This window comes from Enterobacter sp. WCHEn045836, from assembly GCF_003965585.1.
Lineage (GTDB): Bacteria > Pseudomonadota > Gammaproteobacteria > Enterobacterales > Enterobacteriaceae > Enterobacter > Enterobacter dissolvens.
Map to the genome: position 1 here is coordinate 84,197 of NZ_RXPT01000003.1, position 15,865 is coordinate 100,061.

Consider the following 15,865-nt stretch of genomic DNA (forward strand, 5'->3'; position numbering starts at 1 on the left):
AGCGGGGAAAGGGGTTACCCGGCAAACCGGGTAACCGCAGAGGGACTACAGCACCATACGAACAATTTCGATATTACCGAGCTCTTCGTACAGCGTCTCCACCTGCTCGATGTGTGTCGCGGTGATGGTAATGGATACCGAGTGGTAGTTGCCCTTGCTGCTTGGTTTTACTGACGGAGAGTAGTCACCCGGCGCATGGCGCTGTACCACTTCAACCACCTGATCAACCAGCTCAGGTTTCGCCAGACCCATTACTTTGTAAGTAAATGGGGTAGGGAATTCAAGCAGTTCGTTAAGTTTGGTTTTCATGTCAGCTCCGGCGTAACGTCAAAAAAGAATAACTCCCACGTCAGGTGGGAGTTATCAGGATACTTAATATATGGGGATCAAAATCACACTTTCAAGTGCTCAATTTTTAGCCAAACCAGTGATGGAACATCAATTTAATGTAATCAATGATTTTGCCGAAGAAATTGCCTTCAGGAATTTCCTGCAGGACAACCAGCGGGCGCTGATCGATAGTTTTGCCATCCAGCTGGAAGTTGATGGTACCCACAACCTGATTTTTTTGCAGAGGTGCATGCAACTCGGTGGTGTTCAGTACGTAGCTGGCTTTCAGATCTTTCATGCGGCCACGTGGAATGGTCAGGTACAGATCTTTGTCCACGCCCAGGGAGGCGCGATCGTTGTCACCGAACCAGACCGGCTCAGAGGCAAACTCTTTGCCTGCTTTCAGTGGGTTCACGGTTTCGAAGAAACGGAAGCCCCAGGTCAGCAGTTTTTTACTTTCTGTCTCACGGCCTTTAAAGGTACGACCGCCCATCACGGCAGAGATCAGGCGCATCTGACCTTCGGTAGCAGAGGCAACCAGGTTGTAACCCGCTTTGTCGGTATGACCCGTTTTGATGCCGTCAACGTTCAGGCTGTTATCCCACAGCAGGCCGTTACGGTTGGTCTGACGAATACCGTTGAAGGTGAACTCTTTCTCTTTATAGATGGCATATTCGTTCGGTACGTCGCGGATCAGCGCCTGGCCAATCAGCGCCATATCGCGCGCAGAGCTGTACTGCCCTTCAGCATCCAGGCCGTGAACGGTCTGGAAGTGGCTGTTTTTCAGACCCAGCGCAGAAACGTAGCTGTTCATCAGGCCAACAAACGCATCCTGGCTGCCCGCAGCGAAATCGGCCATCGCGACGCAGGCGTCGTTACCGGACTGCAGGTTGATACCACGAATCAGCTGAGAGACCGGAACCTGCATACCCGGTTTCAGGAACATCAAAGAAGAACCTTTGAAGACCGGGTTCCCGGTTGCCCACGCATCGTTACCGATAGTGACCAGGTCAGTTTCCTTGAATTTACCTGCTTTCATGGCCTGGCCGATGACGTAGCTGGTCATCATTTTGGTCAGGCTGGCCGGATCGCGACGGGCATCGGCATTCTGTTCGGCCAGAACTTTGCCAGAGTTGTAATCGATCAGGATGTAGGATTCCGCGTCGATTTGCGGAACGCCAGGGATCATGGTCTTGATATTCAGGTCATCGGCGTGAGCTGCGGAGAGTGCAGCCGCGCAAAGGGCCGTGGTCAGCGCCATGCGCTGCACAAAACGAGCAGAAAAAGTGGTCTTCATGGTCAGAACTACGACATCCGTGATGGAATTAAAAAAAGTGCCTTACTATAGCAAATGCTATTCAGGCAGGCATCCGACTTTAAGCATGAGTTTGTGAATGTGTTTTACACAAACTGACAATTCGGATACCGCCGATAAATTACTTCGCTACCGCGATAAATGACTGGAGTTGCGCTTCATTTTGCAGTCGCTGCTGCAGGGTCGCTGCCTGCGATTTGCTGGCAAACGGTCCCATCTGAATACGCCAAACCGCTCCGTTTTGCTCAACGCGGCCTGGGACGCCAAACTGCTGGCTCAGTCGCTGTTGATACTGCTGTGCACGGGCCTGATCGCTGACGGCGCCCACCTGGACGACAAAGCCGCCGCTGGCAGCGGCGGCAGCAGGCGCTGCCACCGCTGTGCTCTGGGTGGTGGCCGGCGCGGTGACGGGAGCAGGCTGCTGCACGACAGGGGCGGCAACAGGCGCGGGGGTAGGCTCACTGCCTTCCAGCACACCTGAGGCTAAGTTCGTCGGTGCCCCCAGGAAACCGCTACTCTTTACCGGTGCGCCAGTGCTGTCATCGCTTTGCAGCGTATCGTTGCTGATAGGGCGCACTTCTCCGCCAGGCTGAGAAGGCTCGGCCGGCGATGAGACGCTTCCCATGCCGCCGTCAAGATTTGGACGGTCAGGAAGGGCATACGTCTGTTTTGCCACTGTCGTACATGCGGTACCCGGCCCGGAAAGCGAACCATCCTGCGCCACGATAATCGGGTCAATACGAACCTTGGTGTTGTTCGAGGTGTTCAGGCGGTCGGCGGACGCGCGCGACAGCGAAATCACGCGGTCGTTACCGTACGGGCCACGGTCGTTTATGCGTACCACGATCATACGACCATTCGCCAGGTTGGTGATACGGGCGTAGCTTGGGATAGGCAGCGTCGGATGCGCCGCAGTGAGTTGCGTCGGGTCGAACGCTTCTCCAGATGCCGTCAGGTTGCTCCCGGGTTCCGCATCATAAATGGCGGCGAAACCCGCCTGGCTGAAACGGGAAGGGTCCTGAACGATTTTGTAGCTTTTGCCGTCACGCTCATAATCCTGATTCGCGCTGGCATTCAGCGGTTCATAAACGGGATCGGCGCCGCTGATTTCAACGATTGGGCCATTACACACCGCAGGCTGCGGCGGCGCGACGGTTGCCTGTTGCTGACCATCATCACTTGTGCACGCCGCAAGTAAACTTGCCGCAATGCAGATCCCCAGCCACTGCTTACGCATTCCGATCCCCTTATTTTTATACGCTTTTTGACAACATTTTTCTGTGGGTATGGATCGACATCACGATACCAAACCCGGCCATCAACACGATCAGTGCTGAGCCTCCGTAACTCACCAGCGGAAGCGGAACGCCTACAACCGGCAGAATACCACTCACCATACCAATATTTACGAAGACATAAACGAATAAAATCAACATCAACCCACCCGCCATCACGCGGCCAAAGGTGGTTTGCGCACGCGCGGCAATCCACAGCCCGCGCATGATCAACAGTACATACAGCGCGAGTAAGATCAAGATGCCGACCAGCCCCAGCTCTTCCGCCAGTACCGCAAAGATAAAGTCGGTGTGGCGCTCTGGTAAGAACTCCAGCTGTGACTGGGTGCCGTGCAGCCAGCCTTTTCCGCGCAGGCCACCGGAGCCAATCGCGATCTTGGACTGAATAATATGATAGCCTGCACCCAGCGGATCGGTTTCCGGATCGAGCAGCATCATCACGCGCTGGCGCTGGTAATCATGCATCAGGAAGAACCAGAGAATAGGGATGAACGCGGCGACCAGCACCACCGCGATACCAATCAGACGCCAGCTCAGGCCCGACAAGAAAAGAACAAACAGGCCGGAGAGCGCGATAAGGATCGAGGTGCCAAGGTCAGGCTGCGCCGCCACCAGCAACGTTGGCAGGAAAATCAGTACCAGCGCGATGGCGGTATTTTTCAGAGATGGGGGACAGACATCACGGTTGATAAAGCGTGCCACCATCAGTGGAACGGCGATTTTGGCAATTTCCGAGGGCTGGAAGCGAACCACGCCCAAATCCAGCCAGCGCTGTGCACCTTTGGAGATAGCACCAAACGCATCTACCGCAACCAGCAAAATAATACAGAAGATATAGAGATAGGGCGCCCAGCCTTCATAGACGCGCGGCGGGATCTGCGCCATCACCACCATGATGACCAGACCCATCGCGATCTGGCCAATCTTGCGCTCCATCATGCCGATGTCCTGGCCGCTGGCGCTCCAGATAACCAGGGCGCTGTAGACCAGCAGAGCCAGCAGGATCAGCAGCATGGCTGGGTCGATGTGGATTTTATCCCACAGCGATTTTTTATTTGGATTATCCGTCATGATTATTGGTCCTCCGCCGCAGCGGCGGCCGGGTTTTCAGCCGGCAGTTCGGTGTTGTTATCACCCAGCATGATGTGGTCGAGGATTTGGCGCATGATGGTACCTACGGCTGGCCCTGCGCCACCGTTTTCCAGAATCATCGCCACCGCCACTTGCGGGTTATCATAAGGTGCAAATGCCGTCATGAGCTTATGGTCACGCAGTCGTTCGGCAATGCGGTGCGCGTTATAGGTTTCGTTGGCTTTCAGACCGAAGACCTGCGCTGTACCGGATTTGGCGGCCACTTTATACGGCGCACCAGCGAAATACTTATGCGCGGTACCGTTCGGGCGGTTTGCCACCCCGTACATCCCGTCTTTGGCGATCTCCCAGAAGCCGGAGTGAATATCCCCCACTGGTGCTTCATGCGGCTGGATCCACGGCACTTTTTTGCCCTCTTCAACGGTACTTTGCAGCAGATGCGGGACCTTCACCACGCCATCGTTGATGAGGATCATCATCGCTTTGTTCATCTGCAGCGGGGTCGCGGTCCAGTAACCCTGGCCGATACCTACCGGAATGGTATCACCCTGATACCACGGCTTCTTAAAGCGCTTCAGCTTCCATTCACGGGTTGGCATGTTGCCGGAGCGTTCTTCGGCGAGATCAACCCCGGTGTAGTGTCCGTAGCCGAATTTGCTCATCCACTCTGACAGGCGGTCAATACCCATGTCGTACGCCACCTGATAGAAGAAGGTATCCGCAGACTCTTCCAGCGATTTCGTTACGTTCAGATGACCGTGGCCCCATTTTTTCCAGTCGCGATAGCGTTTTTCTGACCCCGGCAACTGCCACCAGCCCGGGTCAAACAGGCTGGTGTTGCGGTTGATGACACCCGCGCTCAGCGCCGAGACGGCGACGTAAGGTTTCACTGTCGACGCCGGAGGGTATACCCCCTGCGTGGCGCGGTTCACCAGCGGTGTATTCGGGTCATTAAGCAACCCGGAGTAGTCCTTACTGGAAATCCCATCGACAAAGAGGTTAGGGTCGTAGCTTGGCATGGAGACCATCGCCAGAATGCCGCCGGTGCGCGGATCGGTCACGACAACTGCCGCACGGCTGCCTGCCAGTAAGGTTTCAATATACTGTTGCAGTTTAAGGTCAAGCGTCAGGTAGACATCGTGTCCTGCCTGCGGTGGCACCTCTTTCAGCTGGCGAATAACGCGGCCACGGTTGTTGACTTCAACCTCTTCATAGCCGGTCTGCCCGTGCAGGACATCTTCGTAATAGCGTTCAATTCCCAGCTTACCGATATCATGCGTTGCAGCGTAGTTTGCCAGTTTGCCGTCTTTATCAAGACGCTCGACGTCTTTGTCGTTGATCTTGGAGACGTAGCCGATCACGTGCGTCAGCGCGGAGCCGTAGGGATAGTAGCGGCGTTTATAGCCTTTCACTTCCACGCCAGGGAAACGGTACTGATTGACGGCAAAGCGGGCCACCTGGACTTCCGTCAGGTTGGTTTTAACCGGAATGGAGGTAAAACGGTGAGAACGGGCGCGCTCTTTCTTGAACGCAGCGATATCGTCATCGTTAAGATCAACAACGCCTCGCAATGCTTCCAGCGTATCCTGCACGTTGTCGACTTTTTCCGGCATCATCTCAATCTGGTAGATGGTGCGGTTTAAGGCCAGCGGGGTGCCGTTACGGTCGTAAATAATGCCGCGGCTGGGGGCGATAGGCACCAGCTTGATGCGGTTTTCGTTTGAGCGCGTCTGGTAATCGGTATAGCGGACAATTTGCAGATTATAAAGGTTGGCGATCAGCACGCCGGTAAGCAGCAAAATCCCCGTAAAGGCGACCAGCGCCCGGCGCACAAACAGCGCGGACTCAGCCGTATAGTCGCGAAAAGAATTCTGTAGTTTCATCCGCTGCTTAATCTACCCTGGTCAGTCATTACTCGCGGTGATAGGGGTGGTTGGTAGTAATGCTCCACGCGCGATACAGGCTTTCTGCCACCAGTACCCGCACAAGCGGGTGGGGGAGCGTCAGCGCGGAGAGAGACCAACTTTGTTCTGCCGCCGCTTTGCAGGCAGGGGACAACCCTTCAGGCCCGCCAATCAACAGACTGACGTCACGACCATCCTGCTTCCAGCGCTCCAGTTCGTGCGCCAGCTGCGGCGTATCCCAGGGCTTGCCTGGAATATCGAGGGTCACGATGCGGTTTTTGCCTGCGGCAGCCAGCATCAGCTCTCCCTCTTTATCGAGAATGCGTTTGATATCCGCGTTCTTGCCGCGCTTTCCGGCGGGGATCTCCACCAGCTCGAACGGCATATCTTTCGGGAAACGACGCAGATACTCAGTAAAACCGGTTTGTACCCAGTCCGGCATTTTGGTGCCGACGGCGACCAGCTGCAACTTCACGCATCAACCCCAGAGTTTTTCCAGCTCATACAGGCGACGGCTCTCTTCCTGCATGACGTGGACAATAACATCGCCAAGATCGACAACCACCCAGTCAGCGGTCGCTTCACCTTCAACCCCGAGCGGTAACAGTCCTGCTGCGCGTGATTCCTGAACAACATGATCGGCAATTGAAACCACATGGCGAGTAGACGTACCGGTGCAGATGATCATGCAGTCGGTGATGCTGGATTTACCCTTAACGTCGATAGCGATGATGTCCTGACCTTTCAGGTCATCAATTTTGTCGATAACAAAATCCTGGAGTGCTTTACCCTGCAAGTTTTCCCCCTGGGTGAATGAGATTGTGCAACTGTGAATTCGTAGCCAGACAGTATACCTGAACTGACGCCCCTGTCGGGACAAATGTCACCGGCCGGGCTTTTGAAGGCGGGTATCATCCCACCCTCCGCCGGAGATTGCATCGCCATTTTTGTAAAACAATTTCTGTAAAGCAATGATCGGCGGGAAAGTCTGGCAGCGGAGGATAACAGTATGGCTTACTCTGTCAAGGCAGGATAATCAATAAGGCGCTTTTTGTGCGCCCGGATTATGCGTCTGCGCTTTTCTGATACAACCCGTGCGCGTGGATATAGTCCAGCACTGACGATGGCAGGAGATCGTCACAGGCTAAACCGTGCTGCAGCCGGTCGCGAATGATTGTCGCAGAAATATCAAACCACGGTGTCTCCGCCAGATAGATCTTCCCGGCAGGTTGACTGTGCAGATCTTCCACATTGTCGGTCAGATGGGCTTCCAGCCACTGCTGATACTGCTCTTCACGCATGGTCAGCGGATAGCCCGGACGGCGGCAGACGAGCAGATGGCTGTTCTGCAAAATGGTTTCATACTGATGCCAGGTGGGGAAGTTGAGCAGAGAATCCTGGCCGATGATAAAGGCCAGCGGTTTGTCCGGCCCCTGTTCGCGCCGCCACTCCTGCAACGTTTGCGACGTCCAGGAAGGGGTGTCGCGGCGTAGCTCCCGCTCGTCGAGAGTGAAGAGCGGTTTATCCGCAATGGCCAGAGCGAGCATCTCTTTTCGCTGCTCGCTGGTGGCCTCAGGCTGTGGCCGGTGCGGCGGAACGTTATTGGGCATGATAATCACGCGCTGAAGACCAATCAGATTCGCCAGAATTTCAACCGGTTTCAGATGACCGTAATGGACCGGGTCAAAGGTGCCACCGTACAGGGCCTGTAAAGAGTGCATACTATCCATCGATAAATACGTCTGCCAGTGCCTTGTGGCAGAGCAGCAGAGAAAGGCTTTCCAGCTCCGCCCAGACGGACTGGCCGTAGTCTTGTTTTAACGTGAGCTCTGCGCGCAGCAGAAGCTGTACCGCCTGGCGCAGCTGTTCATGGCTCAGACGATTGATTGCCTCGGTGGTCATTGCCCGACGGTTTTGCCAGACACGGTGTTTGTCAAACAGCGAACGCAATGGCGTATGGGCAGACTGGCGCTTGAGCGTAATCAGCAACAGCAGTTCACGCTGCAGCGTACGCAGCAAAATCACCGGCTCGCTACCTTCAAGACGGAGCTGCTGCAAAATATGCAGGGCGCGTTTGCTCTTTGCCGACAACAGGGCATCCACCCAGTGGAACGGCGTGAAGTGTGCGGCATCGTTAACCGCCTGCTCCACGCGCGGCAGGGTCAGTTTGCCATCTGGCCAGAGCAGGGAAAGCCGGTCCAGCGCCTGCGCCAGGGCCAGCAGGTTTCCTTCATAGCAGTAGCACAGCAGCTGATTTGCTGCGTCGTCCAGCTGAAGGTTGTTCTGTTTAGCTCTTGCGGCTACCCATTTGGGCAGATGGGCCTGCTCAGGCGTCTGGCAGGTCACCAGCACGGCATGAGTGGCGAGTTGGGTAAACCACGCTGCGTTTTCCTGCGCTTTGGTGAGCTTGTTGCCACGCACGATTAACATCAGATCGCTGTGCAACAGGCTGACCAGCGTCGCCAGTTGTTCATTTATGGCCGCGTTCGGACCATTCTCTGGCAGCAGGATCTGGATGGTCTGGCGTGATGCAAAGAGACTCATCGCCTGGCAAAGCGAGAAGAGGGCATTCCAGTCGGTATTGTTATCCAACTGAACGGTGTGGTGTTCATCAAAGCCCTGAGCGGCCGCCGCGTGTCGCACGGCATCCAGGCTTTCCTGAAGTAATAATGGGTCGTTACCGAGTAGCAGATACGCCGCGCGCAGCCCTTCATTGAGCTGCGCGCGGAGTTGTTCAGGATACAGCCTGATCATCAGTTACCCATGGAGGTAGAAACAGGAGGCGTGTTGGCATCCGGTTTGTCGATGATGTCAGAACCCTGTTTTGGCGATGCGGCAATGCCCGGCAGTTTACGGATCAGCTGTTCCGCTGCCTTGTCGTACATTTCGTTAATGATAATCTGCTGCTCAGCATCTTTTGCCAGCGCCGTTTGCGGGTTATCAAAGAACGAACGGTACACTTTGGTATTGATAGGGTAAATGTCTTTACCCGGGATCAGTACGGCCGCGTTCACCGTCAACACCATCTGATATTCCGCAGTACGTCCATCCTGGAAGATAGACGCGGTATCTTTAGCCAGCGATGAGCTTAAGATACGTAATGACGGTACATCCTGGCGCAGGGTGCCTTTCTCGATCAGCTCAACATCGTTCAGGCGCAGCTGATTACGCACAGCCCGACTGAGTGGACCATTTGGATCCGATGAGTCGAAAATCATCGTTTTCATCTCAGCGGGCACCGCCGTGGTATTGCGCAGGTGCCAGCCACAACCCGCGGTGACCAGCACCGCCAGAGATAAGAGTATTGTTGCCAGTTGTCGCACGTTTCCTCCCGCGCTTAGCCAACGACCAGATTCAGCAGTTTACCCGGTACGTAGATCACTTTACGCACGGTAACGCCCTCAAGATATTTCGCCACCAGATGTTCCTGGCCAGCACGCTCACGAACCTGTTCTTCGGTTGCATCAACGGCGACGGTAATTTTACCGCGTACTTTACCGTTGACCTGCACCACCACCAGCGTGGTGTTTTCCACCATGGCGGATTCGTCAGCAACCGGCCACGGCGCGTTGTCGATATCGCCTTCGCCTTTCAGCTCCTGCCACAGGGTGAAGCTGACATGCGGGGTGAACGGGTTCAACATGCGCACGACGGCTAACAGCGCTTCACGCATTAAGGCACGATCCTGCTCGCCTTCCTGCGGTGCTTTCGCCAGCTTGTTCATCAGTTCCATAATAGCCGCAATTGCGGTATTGAAGGTCTGACGACGACCAATATCATCGGTCACTTTTGCAATCGTTTTATGAACATCACGACGCAGCGCCTGCTGATCTTCAGTCAGCGCAGCGACGTTCAGTGCCGGAGCGTCACCCTGTGCGGTGTGTTCGTAAACCAGTTTCCAGACACGTTTCAGGAAGCGGTTAGCCCCTTCAACGCCAGATTCCTGCCACTCCAGGGTCATGTCTGCCGGAGAGGCAAACATCATGAACAGACGCACGGTATCCGCGCCGTAACGCTCAACCATCACCTGCGGGTCGATACCGTTGTTTTTGGACTTGGACATTTTGCTCATGCCGGTATACACCAGTTCATGACCTTCGGCGTCTTTTGCCTTCACGATACGGCCTTTCTCGTCGCGCTCAACAATCGCATCAACCGGAGAAACCCAGTTACGCTCGCCGTTCGCACCGACGTAGTAGAACGCATCTGCCAGTACCATGCCCTGACACAGCAGCTGTTTTGCTGGTTCGTCAGAGTTGACCATACCCGCGTCGCGCATCAGTTTGTGGAAGAAGCGGAAGTAGAGCAGGTGCATGATGGCATGTTCAATACCACCGATATAGATATCCACCGGCAGCCAGTAGTTTGCCGCGTCAGAATCCAGCATCCCTTCCTGATACTGCGGGCAGGTGTAGCGCGCGTAGTACCATGATGACTCCATAAAGGTGTCAAAGGTGTCAGTTTCACGCAGCGCAGGCTGGCCGTTGACGGTGGTTTTCGCCCACTCAGGATCGGCTTTGATCGGGCTGGTAATGCCGTCCATGACCACATCTTCCGGCAGGATCACCGGGAGCTGATCTTCCGGGGTTGGCATCACGGTGCCGTCTTCCAGCGTGACCATCGGGATTGGCGCACCCCAGTAACGCTGACGGGAAACGCCCCAGTCGCGCAGACGGTAGTTTACTTTACGCTCACCCACGCCCAGCGATGCCAGTTTGTCGGCGATGGCGTTGAAGCCGTCTTCGAAGCTCAGACCGCTGAACTCACCAGAGTTAAACAGCGTACCTTTTTCCGTCAGAGCTTGCTCAGACAGGTCAGGTTCAGAGCCGTCAGCTGCCAGAATAACGGCTTTGATCGGCAGGTTATATTTGGTGGCAAATTCATAATCGCGCTGGTCGTGACCCGGAACGGCCATCACCGCGCCAGTGCCGTATTCCATCAGCACGAAGTTTGCTGCCCAGACCGGAATCGCTTCGCCAGTCAGTGGGTGCTTCGCATAGAAGCCCGTGGCAACGCCTTTTTTCTCCATCGTCGCCATGTCGGCTTCCGCCACTTTCGTGTTGCGGCATTCGTCGATGAAGGTGGCCAGCTCTGGGTTATTTTCAGCAGCTTTCTGCGCCAGCGGGTGACCTGCGGCTACGGCCAGATAGGTCGCGCCCATGAAGGTGTCCGGACGAGTGGTGTAGACGGTCAGGGTCTGATCGTAGTTCTCAACGTTGAAGGTGATCTCCACGCCTTCAGAACGACCGATCCAGTTGCGCTGCATGGTCTTAACGGTATCCGGCCAGTGGTCCAGCGTGTCCAGATCGTTCAGCAGTTCGTCAGCGTAAGCGGTGATTTTGATAAACCACTGAGGGATCTCTTTACGCTCAACTTTGGTGTCACAACGCCAGCAGCAGCCGTCGATAACCTGTTCGTTCGCGAGAACGGTCTGGTCGTTCGGGCACCAGTTAACCGCAGACGTCTTCTTATAAACCAGGCCTTTTTTGTACAGCTCGGTGAAGAACTTCTGTTCCCAGCGGTAGTATTCCGGGGTGCAGGTCGCCAGCTCGCGGCTCCAGTCATAGCCAAAGCCCAGCATTTTGAGCTGGTTTTTCATGTACGCGATGTTGTCATACGTCCACGGCGCGGGTGCTGTATTGTTTTTGACCGCCGCGCCTTCCGCAGGCAGACCGAACGCATCCCAGCCAATTGGCTGCAGAACGTTTTTGCCCAGCATACGCTGGTAGCGAGCAATCACGTCACCGATGGTGTAATTACGCACGTGGCCCATGTGTAGTCGACCAGAAGGATAGGGAAGCATCGACAGGCAGTAATACTTCTCTTTGCTCTCGTCTTCGGTTACTTCAAAGGTGCGCTTCTCGTCCCAGTGTTGCTGGACTTTTGATTCTATCTCTTCCGGGCGGTATTGCTCTTGCATGGCAGCCAGTGGTCCTGTTTTCAATACAGCTACAAATGTAGCCAATGGATGTGGTATTTCAGATCCGCATAGCATAGCCCAAACGCCCGCGTCAAAACAGCCTTTCGCACAAATGCGCTTTGCAGGAATTTACCGGGTCTGTGGTTCACCTGACAAAGCGGCGATGAAATAAGGTCTATTATTAGAAATAGTTACTGACCCGGGAGGCAAAATGATGAACAAGGTTGCTCAATTTTACCGCGAACTGGTGGCGACACTGACGGAACGGCTGCGTAACGGCGAGCGTGATATCGACGCGCTGGTGGAGCAGGCGCGTGCCCGCGTGACGCAAACGGGTGAGTTAACGCGAACCGAAGTGGAAGAGGTGACGCGCGCCGTGCGTCGTGATCTGGAAGAGTTCGCGCGCAGTTACCAGGAGAGCCAGGACGAGGTGACCGACAGCGTTTTTATGCGGGTGATCAAGGAGAGCCTCTGGCAGGAACTGGCGGATATTACCGATAAAACACAGCTGGAGTGGCGCGAGGTATTCCAGGATCTGAATCATCATGGTGTTTACCACAGTGGCGAAGTGGTGGGACTGGGAAACCTGGTCTGCGAGAAATGCCATCATCATATTGCGGTTTATACGCCGGAGGTGCTGTCCCTGTGTCCGAAGTGCGGGCACGATCAGTTCCAGCGTCGGCCGTTTGAGCCCTAAATAAAAGCAAAACTGTTTGCGCCCTCTCCCTGTGGGAGAGGGCTGGGGTGAGGGCATCAGGCCGCAGAATAGTAAGCCAGCCTCTCCGCCAGCAAATCCACAAACGCCTGCCGATCGATATCCACCATTAGCGTGGTATTCGGTTTATTCCCCGTCAGCGAATAGTAATCCACCACCGTCATCCCCTGGGTGTATTTCCCCTGGGTCTCCACACCAACCCAGCGCTCTACCGTGGTAAACATCTCAGGCTTCAGCAGCCAGGCAATGGTGCATGGGTCATGCAGCGGTGCACCGTGGAAGCCCCATTTCTCGGCTTTGTGATATTCCATAAAGAAGTCGAGCAGCTCGGCAACGGTCGTGGCAACCGGGTTGCCAATCGCACGAAAACGCTCGATGTCATTCGCCATAATCTGTGCACGGTGGGTAACATCCAGCCCGGCCATCACAATCGGCAAGCCCGACTGGAAGACGATCTCCGCCGCTTCCGGGTCGACAAAGATGTTGAACTCCGCCGCAGGCGTCCAGTTACCCAGTCCCATGGCACCGCCCATAATCACGATACGGGCAATTTTACTGTGGAGTTCAGGATGGCTGTTCAGCAGCAGCGCAACGTTGGTTTGTGGGCCCGTTGCTACCAGCGTGACGGGTTCAGCACTCTCGCGTAGTACCTTTGCCATCAGCTCCACGGCGGTACAGGATTGCGGGGCGAAACCCGGTTCCGGCAGTGCCGGGCCGTCCAGGCCACTTTCTCCGTGTACGTTGTCGGCAATGATCAGTTCACGCATCAGCGGTTTGACCGCGCCACCGGCCACGGGAATATCGGTGCGCTTTAGCAAGGTCAGCATACGCAGGACGTTGCGCAGGGTTTTATCCGGCGTCTGGTTGCCGGCAGATGAGGTGACAGCTTTGACTTTAAGTTCAGGGGAGGCAAGTGCAAGGACGAGGGCAATCGCGTCGTCATGACCCGGATCGCAATCGAGAATAATAGGCTGTGCCATAGCGTTCTCCATACGTAGCGTTATTTTGTGACAAGGTTAACGCTGCAATGTGACGCCGACGAGAAGCAGAGATTGAAAGCGTGAGGCAGTGCGCAATCCGCAGATTGCGCACTGAGAAGATTAGTGCAGGATTTTGGCCAGGAAGTCTTTTGCGCGTTCGGATTTCGGGTTGGCGAAGAACTCTTCTTTCGGCGAGTCTTCAACGATCTTGCCTTCATCCATGAAGATCACGCGGTTGGCCACTTTGCGGGCGAAGCCCATTTCGTGGGTCACTACCATCATGGTCATTCCTTCGTGCGCCAGCTCCACCATCACGTCCAGCACTTCGTTGATCATCTCCGGATCGAGTGCTGACGTAGGCTCATCAAACAGCATGGCGACCGGATCCATACACAGCGCGCGGGCAATGGCCACACGCTGCTGTTGGCCGCCGGAAAGCTGTGCCGGGAACTTATCGGCGTGCGCCGAAAGCCCAACGCGATCCAGAAGCTTCAGCCCTTTCTCACGCGCCGCTTTCTTGTCACGCTTAAGCACTTTCACCTGCGCCAGCGTCAGGTTCTCGATGATGGAGAGGTGAGGGAACAGTTCAAAATGCTGGAACACCATCCCCACGTGGGAGCGAAGCTGGGCAAGGTTGGTTTTCTTGTCGTTCACTTTGGTGCCGTTAACAACAATTTCGCCCTGCTGCACAGGCTCCAGGCCATTCACCGTTTTGATCAGCGTCGATTTACCGGAACCGGACGGCCCGCACACTACCACCACATCACCTTTTTTGACTTCGGTGGAGCAGTCGGTCAGCACCTGAAAGTGCCCATACCATTTAGAAACATTTTTCAGGGAAATCATTATACCGTCCTTTTCTTCAGCCAACTGACCAACAGCGACGCGCTTAAACTAATCACAAAATAGACCGCACCTGCGAAGAGCACCATCTCAACCTGCGTACCATCACGTTCACCAATGGTGGACGCGGTACGGAAGAAGTCTGCCAGGCTCAGGACATATACCAGAGAGGTATCCTGGAACAGCACGATGCCCTGGGTCAGCAGGAGGGGAACCATGGCGCGAAACGCCTGCGGCAGAATAATGAGCTGCATGGACTGCCAGTGGGTCATTCCCAGCGCCAGCGCCGCGCTGGACTGCCCACGGGAGATACTCTGAATGCCCGCACGGATAATCTCGGAATAGTAAGCGGCCTCAAACATGGAGAACGCAACCATCGCGGAGATAAGGCGGATATCGGTTTTCGGTGACAGTCCCAGAACGTTTTGCAGGAAACCGGGAACAATCAGGTAAAACCACAGCAGCACCATCACCAGCGGGATGGAGCGGAAAACGTTAACGTAGGCAGTGGCAAACCAGGCGAGCGGTTTAAAGCTCGACAGGCGCATGACTGCCAGCAGGGTTCCCCAGACGATACCAACGATGATGGCGATCACGGTGATTTTTAAGGTGATCACCAGACCATCAAGCAGGTATGGCATGGAAGGAATAATGGAACTCCAGTCAAATTCGTACATTATTTGCCCCCCAGATTGCCCGGCAGGCGAATTTTGCGTTCAACCAGGTTCATCACCAGCATGATGAAAGCGTTAATCAGAACATACGCGAGCGTAATTGCCGTGAAGGATTCCCACGCATGGGCGGAATAATCCAGCAGTTTGCCCGCCTGTGCCGCCATATCGACCAGACCGATCGTGGAGGCGATGGCCGAGTTTTTGACCAGGTTCATCATCTCTGAGGTCATCGGTGGGACAATGACGCGGTAGGCGTTAGGCAGCAGGACGTAGCGGTAGGTTTGCGGCAGCGTTAATCCCATTGCCAGACCCGCGTTCTTTTGTCCACGCGGCAGCGACTGAATAGCGGCACGCACCTGCTCGCACACGCGCGCGGCGGTAAACAGCCCCAGACACATCATCGAGGAGACAAAGAACTGTACGTTAGGATCCAGTTCCGACTTGAACCACATGCCAATATTTTCCGGCAGCAGTTCAGGAACGACCAGATACCAGGTAAAGAACTGCACGATCAGCGGAACGTTACGGAACAGTTCCACATACAGCGTGCCGATAGAAGAGAGAAAACGGTTTGGGACGGTGCGCAGAATACCGAACAGTGAACCGACAAGGAACGCAATAATCCACGCCGTTATCGATAATGCAACGGTGACCTGAAAGCCGCTCCACAGCCAGCCAAGATAGGTTGTGTTGCCGAACGGGGCTTGTTGCAGAAATATGCCCCAGTTCCAGTCTATTGACATAATAAACTCCAGAAAAAAAAGGGTAGCAGCGCTACCCTCGAAGATTGGTGAGAA

At 55.1% G+C, this 15,865-nt stretch carries 16 protein-coding genes; 1 reads left to right on the plus strand and 15 read right to left on the minus strand.

Annotated features, from left to right (window positions below; all coding sequences use genetic code 11):
* Positions 1–45: 45 nt before the first annotated feature.
* From ybeD to leuS, 11 genes are all read right to left on the minus strand, one after another.
* On the minus strand, positions 46–309 hold the full coding sequence (gene ybeD / locus EKN38_RS04745) for a DUF493 family protein YbeD (RefSeq protein ID WP_003858718.1): 264 nt from the start codon (positions 307–309) through the stop codon (positions 46–48).
* Positions 310–415: 106 nt separating this feature from the next.
* Entirely contained in the window at positions 416–1,627 is a 1,212-nt protein-coding gene (gene dacA, locus EKN38_RS04750; protein ID WP_013097592.1) for a D-alanyl-D-alanine carboxypeptidase DacA, read from the minus strand.
* Between the two features lie 139 nt (positions 1,628–1,766).
* Positions 1,767–2,882, minus strand: coding sequence for an endolytic peptidoglycan transglycosylase RlpA (rlpA, locus tag EKN38_RS04755; RefSeq protein WP_126521775.1), 1,116 nt, complete (start codon positions 2,880–2,882; stop codon positions 1,767–1,769).
* Positions 2,883–2,898: 16 nt separating this feature from the next.
* Complete coding sequence (gene mrdB, locus EKN38_RS04760; RefSeq protein WP_013097590.1) at positions 2,899–4,011, minus strand: peptidoglycan glycosyltransferase MrdB; 1,113 nt, start codon at positions 4,009–4,011, stop codon at positions 2,899–2,901.
* A gap of 2 nt (positions 4,012–4,013) precedes the next feature.
* Complete coding sequence (gene mrdA, locus EKN38_RS04765) at positions 4,014–5,915, minus strand: peptidoglycan DD-transpeptidase MrdA (protein WP_014831077.1); 1,902 nt, start codon at positions 5,913–5,915, stop codon at positions 4,014–4,016.
* 28 nt (positions 5,916–5,943) lie between these two features.
* On the minus strand, positions 5,944–6,411 hold the full coding sequence (gene rlmH, locus EKN38_RS04770; RefSeq protein WP_003858701.1) for a 23S rRNA (pseudouridine(1915)-N(3))-methyltransferase RlmH: 468 nt from the start codon (positions 6,409–6,411) through the stop codon (positions 5,944–5,946).
* Positions 6,412–6,414: 3 nt separating this feature from the next.
* Positions 6,415–6,732, minus strand: a complete 318-nt coding sequence (gene rsfS / locus EKN38_RS04775) for a ribosome silencing factor (RefSeq protein ID WP_003858696.1) — start codon at positions 6,730–6,732, stop codon at positions 6,415–6,417.
* Positions 6,733–7,000: 268 nt separating this feature from the next.
* The gene (gene nadD / locus EKN38_RS04780) at positions 7,001–7,666 is read right to left on the minus strand and encodes a nicotinate-nucleotide adenylyltransferase (RefSeq protein ID WP_043951582.1); all 666 of its coding nucleotides are present in this window, start codon (positions 7,664–7,666) and stop codon (positions 7,001–7,003) included.
* Positions 7,659–8,690, minus strand: coding sequence for a DNA polymerase III subunit delta (gene holA, locus EKN38_RS04785; protein ID WP_014831079.1), 1,032 nt, complete (start codon positions 8,688–8,690; stop codon positions 7,659–7,661). The genes nadD and holA overlap by 8 nt, the downstream gene beginning before the upstream one ends.
* A complete protein-coding gene (lptE, locus tag EKN38_RS04790) occupies positions 8,690–9,259 on the minus strand; it encodes an LPS assembly lipoprotein LptE (protein WP_014831080.1) in 570 nt (189 codons plus the stop codon). The genes holA and lptE overlap by 1 nt, the downstream gene beginning before the upstream one ends.
* A 14-nt stretch (positions 9,260–9,273) precedes the next feature.
* Positions 9,274–11,856: a leucine--tRNA ligase gene (leuS, locus tag EKN38_RS04795; protein WP_014831081.1), complete on the minus strand. Its 2,583-nt coding sequence runs from the start codon at positions 11,854–11,856 to the stop codon at positions 9,274–9,276.
* Positions 11,857–12,070: 214 nt separating this feature from the next.
* On the opposite strand from leuS, the gene EKN38_RS04800 reads away from it, so the two are divergent.
* Positions 12,071–12,553: a zinc ribbon-containing protein gene (locus tag EKN38_RS04800; RefSeq protein ID WP_014831082.1), complete on the plus strand. Its 483-nt coding sequence runs from the start codon at positions 12,071–12,073 to the stop codon at positions 12,551–12,553.
* 56 nt (positions 12,554–12,609) lie between these two features.
* Here the strand turns inward: EKN38_RS04800 and rihA are convergent, their stop codons facing one another.
* The 4 genes from rihA to EKN38_RS04820 form a co-directional block, all read right to left on the minus strand.
* Entirely contained in the window at positions 12,610–13,551 is a 942-nt protein-coding gene (rihA, locus tag EKN38_RS04805) for a pyrimidine-specific ribonucleoside hydrolase RihA (protein ID WP_014831083.1), read from the minus strand.
* Positions 13,552–13,671: 120 nt separating this feature from the next.
* Positions 13,672–14,397: an amino acid ABC transporter ATP-binding protein gene (locus tag EKN38_RS04810; protein WP_014831084.1), complete on the minus strand. Its 726-nt coding sequence runs from the start codon at positions 14,395–14,397 to the stop codon at positions 13,672–13,674.
* Positions 14,397–15,071, minus strand: coding sequence for a glutamate/aspartate ABC transporter permease GltK (gltK, locus tag EKN38_RS04815; RefSeq protein WP_014831085.1), 675 nt, complete (start codon positions 15,069–15,071; stop codon positions 14,397–14,399). The genes EKN38_RS04810 and gltK overlap by 1 nt, the downstream gene beginning before the upstream one ends.
* Positions 15,071–15,811: an amino acid ABC transporter permease gene (locus EKN38_RS04820; RefSeq protein WP_013097579.1), complete on the minus strand. Its 741-nt coding sequence runs from the start codon at positions 15,809–15,811 to the stop codon at positions 15,071–15,073. Before EKN38_RS04820 ends, gltK begins: the two co-directional genes overlap by 1 nt.
* Between the last annotated feature and the right edge of the window lie 54 nt (positions 15,812–15,865).

Bases quoted from the DNA above. Each gene is read 5' to 3' on its own strand.
- leuS (WP_014831081.1), bottom strand. From the start codon at position 11,856: ATGCAAGAGCAATACCGCCCGGAAGAGATAGAATCAAAAGTCCAGCAA.
- mrdA (WP_014831077.1), bottom strand. From the start codon at position 5,915: ATGAAACTACAGAATTCTTTTCGCGACTATACGGCTGAGTCCGCGCTG.
- holA (WP_014831079.1), bottom strand. From the start codon at position 8,690: ATGATCAGGCTGTATCCTGAACAACTCCGCGCGCAGCTCAATGAAGGG.
- EKN38_RS04800 (WP_014831082.1), top strand. From the start codon at position 12,071: ATGAACAAGGTTGCTCAATTTTACCGCGAACTGGTGGCGACACTGACG.
- mrdB (WP_013097590.1), bottom strand. From the start codon at position 4,011: ATGACGGATAATCCAAATAAAAAATCGCTGTGGGATAAAATCCACATC.
- EKN38_RS04810 (WP_014831084.1), bottom strand. From the start codon at position 14,397: ATGATTTCCCTGAAAAATGTTTCTAAATGGTATGGGCACTTTCAGGTG.
- ybeD (WP_003858718.1), bottom strand. From the start codon at position 309: ATGAAAACCAAACTTAACGAACTGCTTGAATTCCCTACCCCATTTACT.
- nadD (WP_043951582.1), bottom strand. From the start codon at position 7,666: ATGGATAGTATGCACTCTTTACAGGCCCTGTACGGTGGCACCTTTGAC.
- dacA (WP_013097592.1), bottom strand. From the start codon at position 1,627: ATGAAGACCACTTTTTCTGCTCGTTTTGTGCAGCGCATGGCGCTGACC.
- rihA (WP_014831083.1), bottom strand. From the start codon at position 13,551: ATGGCACAGCCTATTATTCTCGATTGCGATCCGGGTCATGACGACGCG.
- EKN38_RS04820 (WP_013097579.1), bottom strand. From the start codon at position 15,811: ATGTCAATAGACTGGAACTGGGGCATATTTCTGCAACAAGCCCCGTTC.
- gltK (WP_014831085.1), bottom strand. From the start codon at position 15,071: ATGTACGAATTTGACTGGAGTTCCATTATTCCTTCCATGCCATACCTG.
- rlpA (WP_126521775.1), bottom strand. From the start codon at position 2,882: ATGCGTAAGCAGTGGCTGGGGATCTGCATTGCGGCAAGTTTACTTGCG.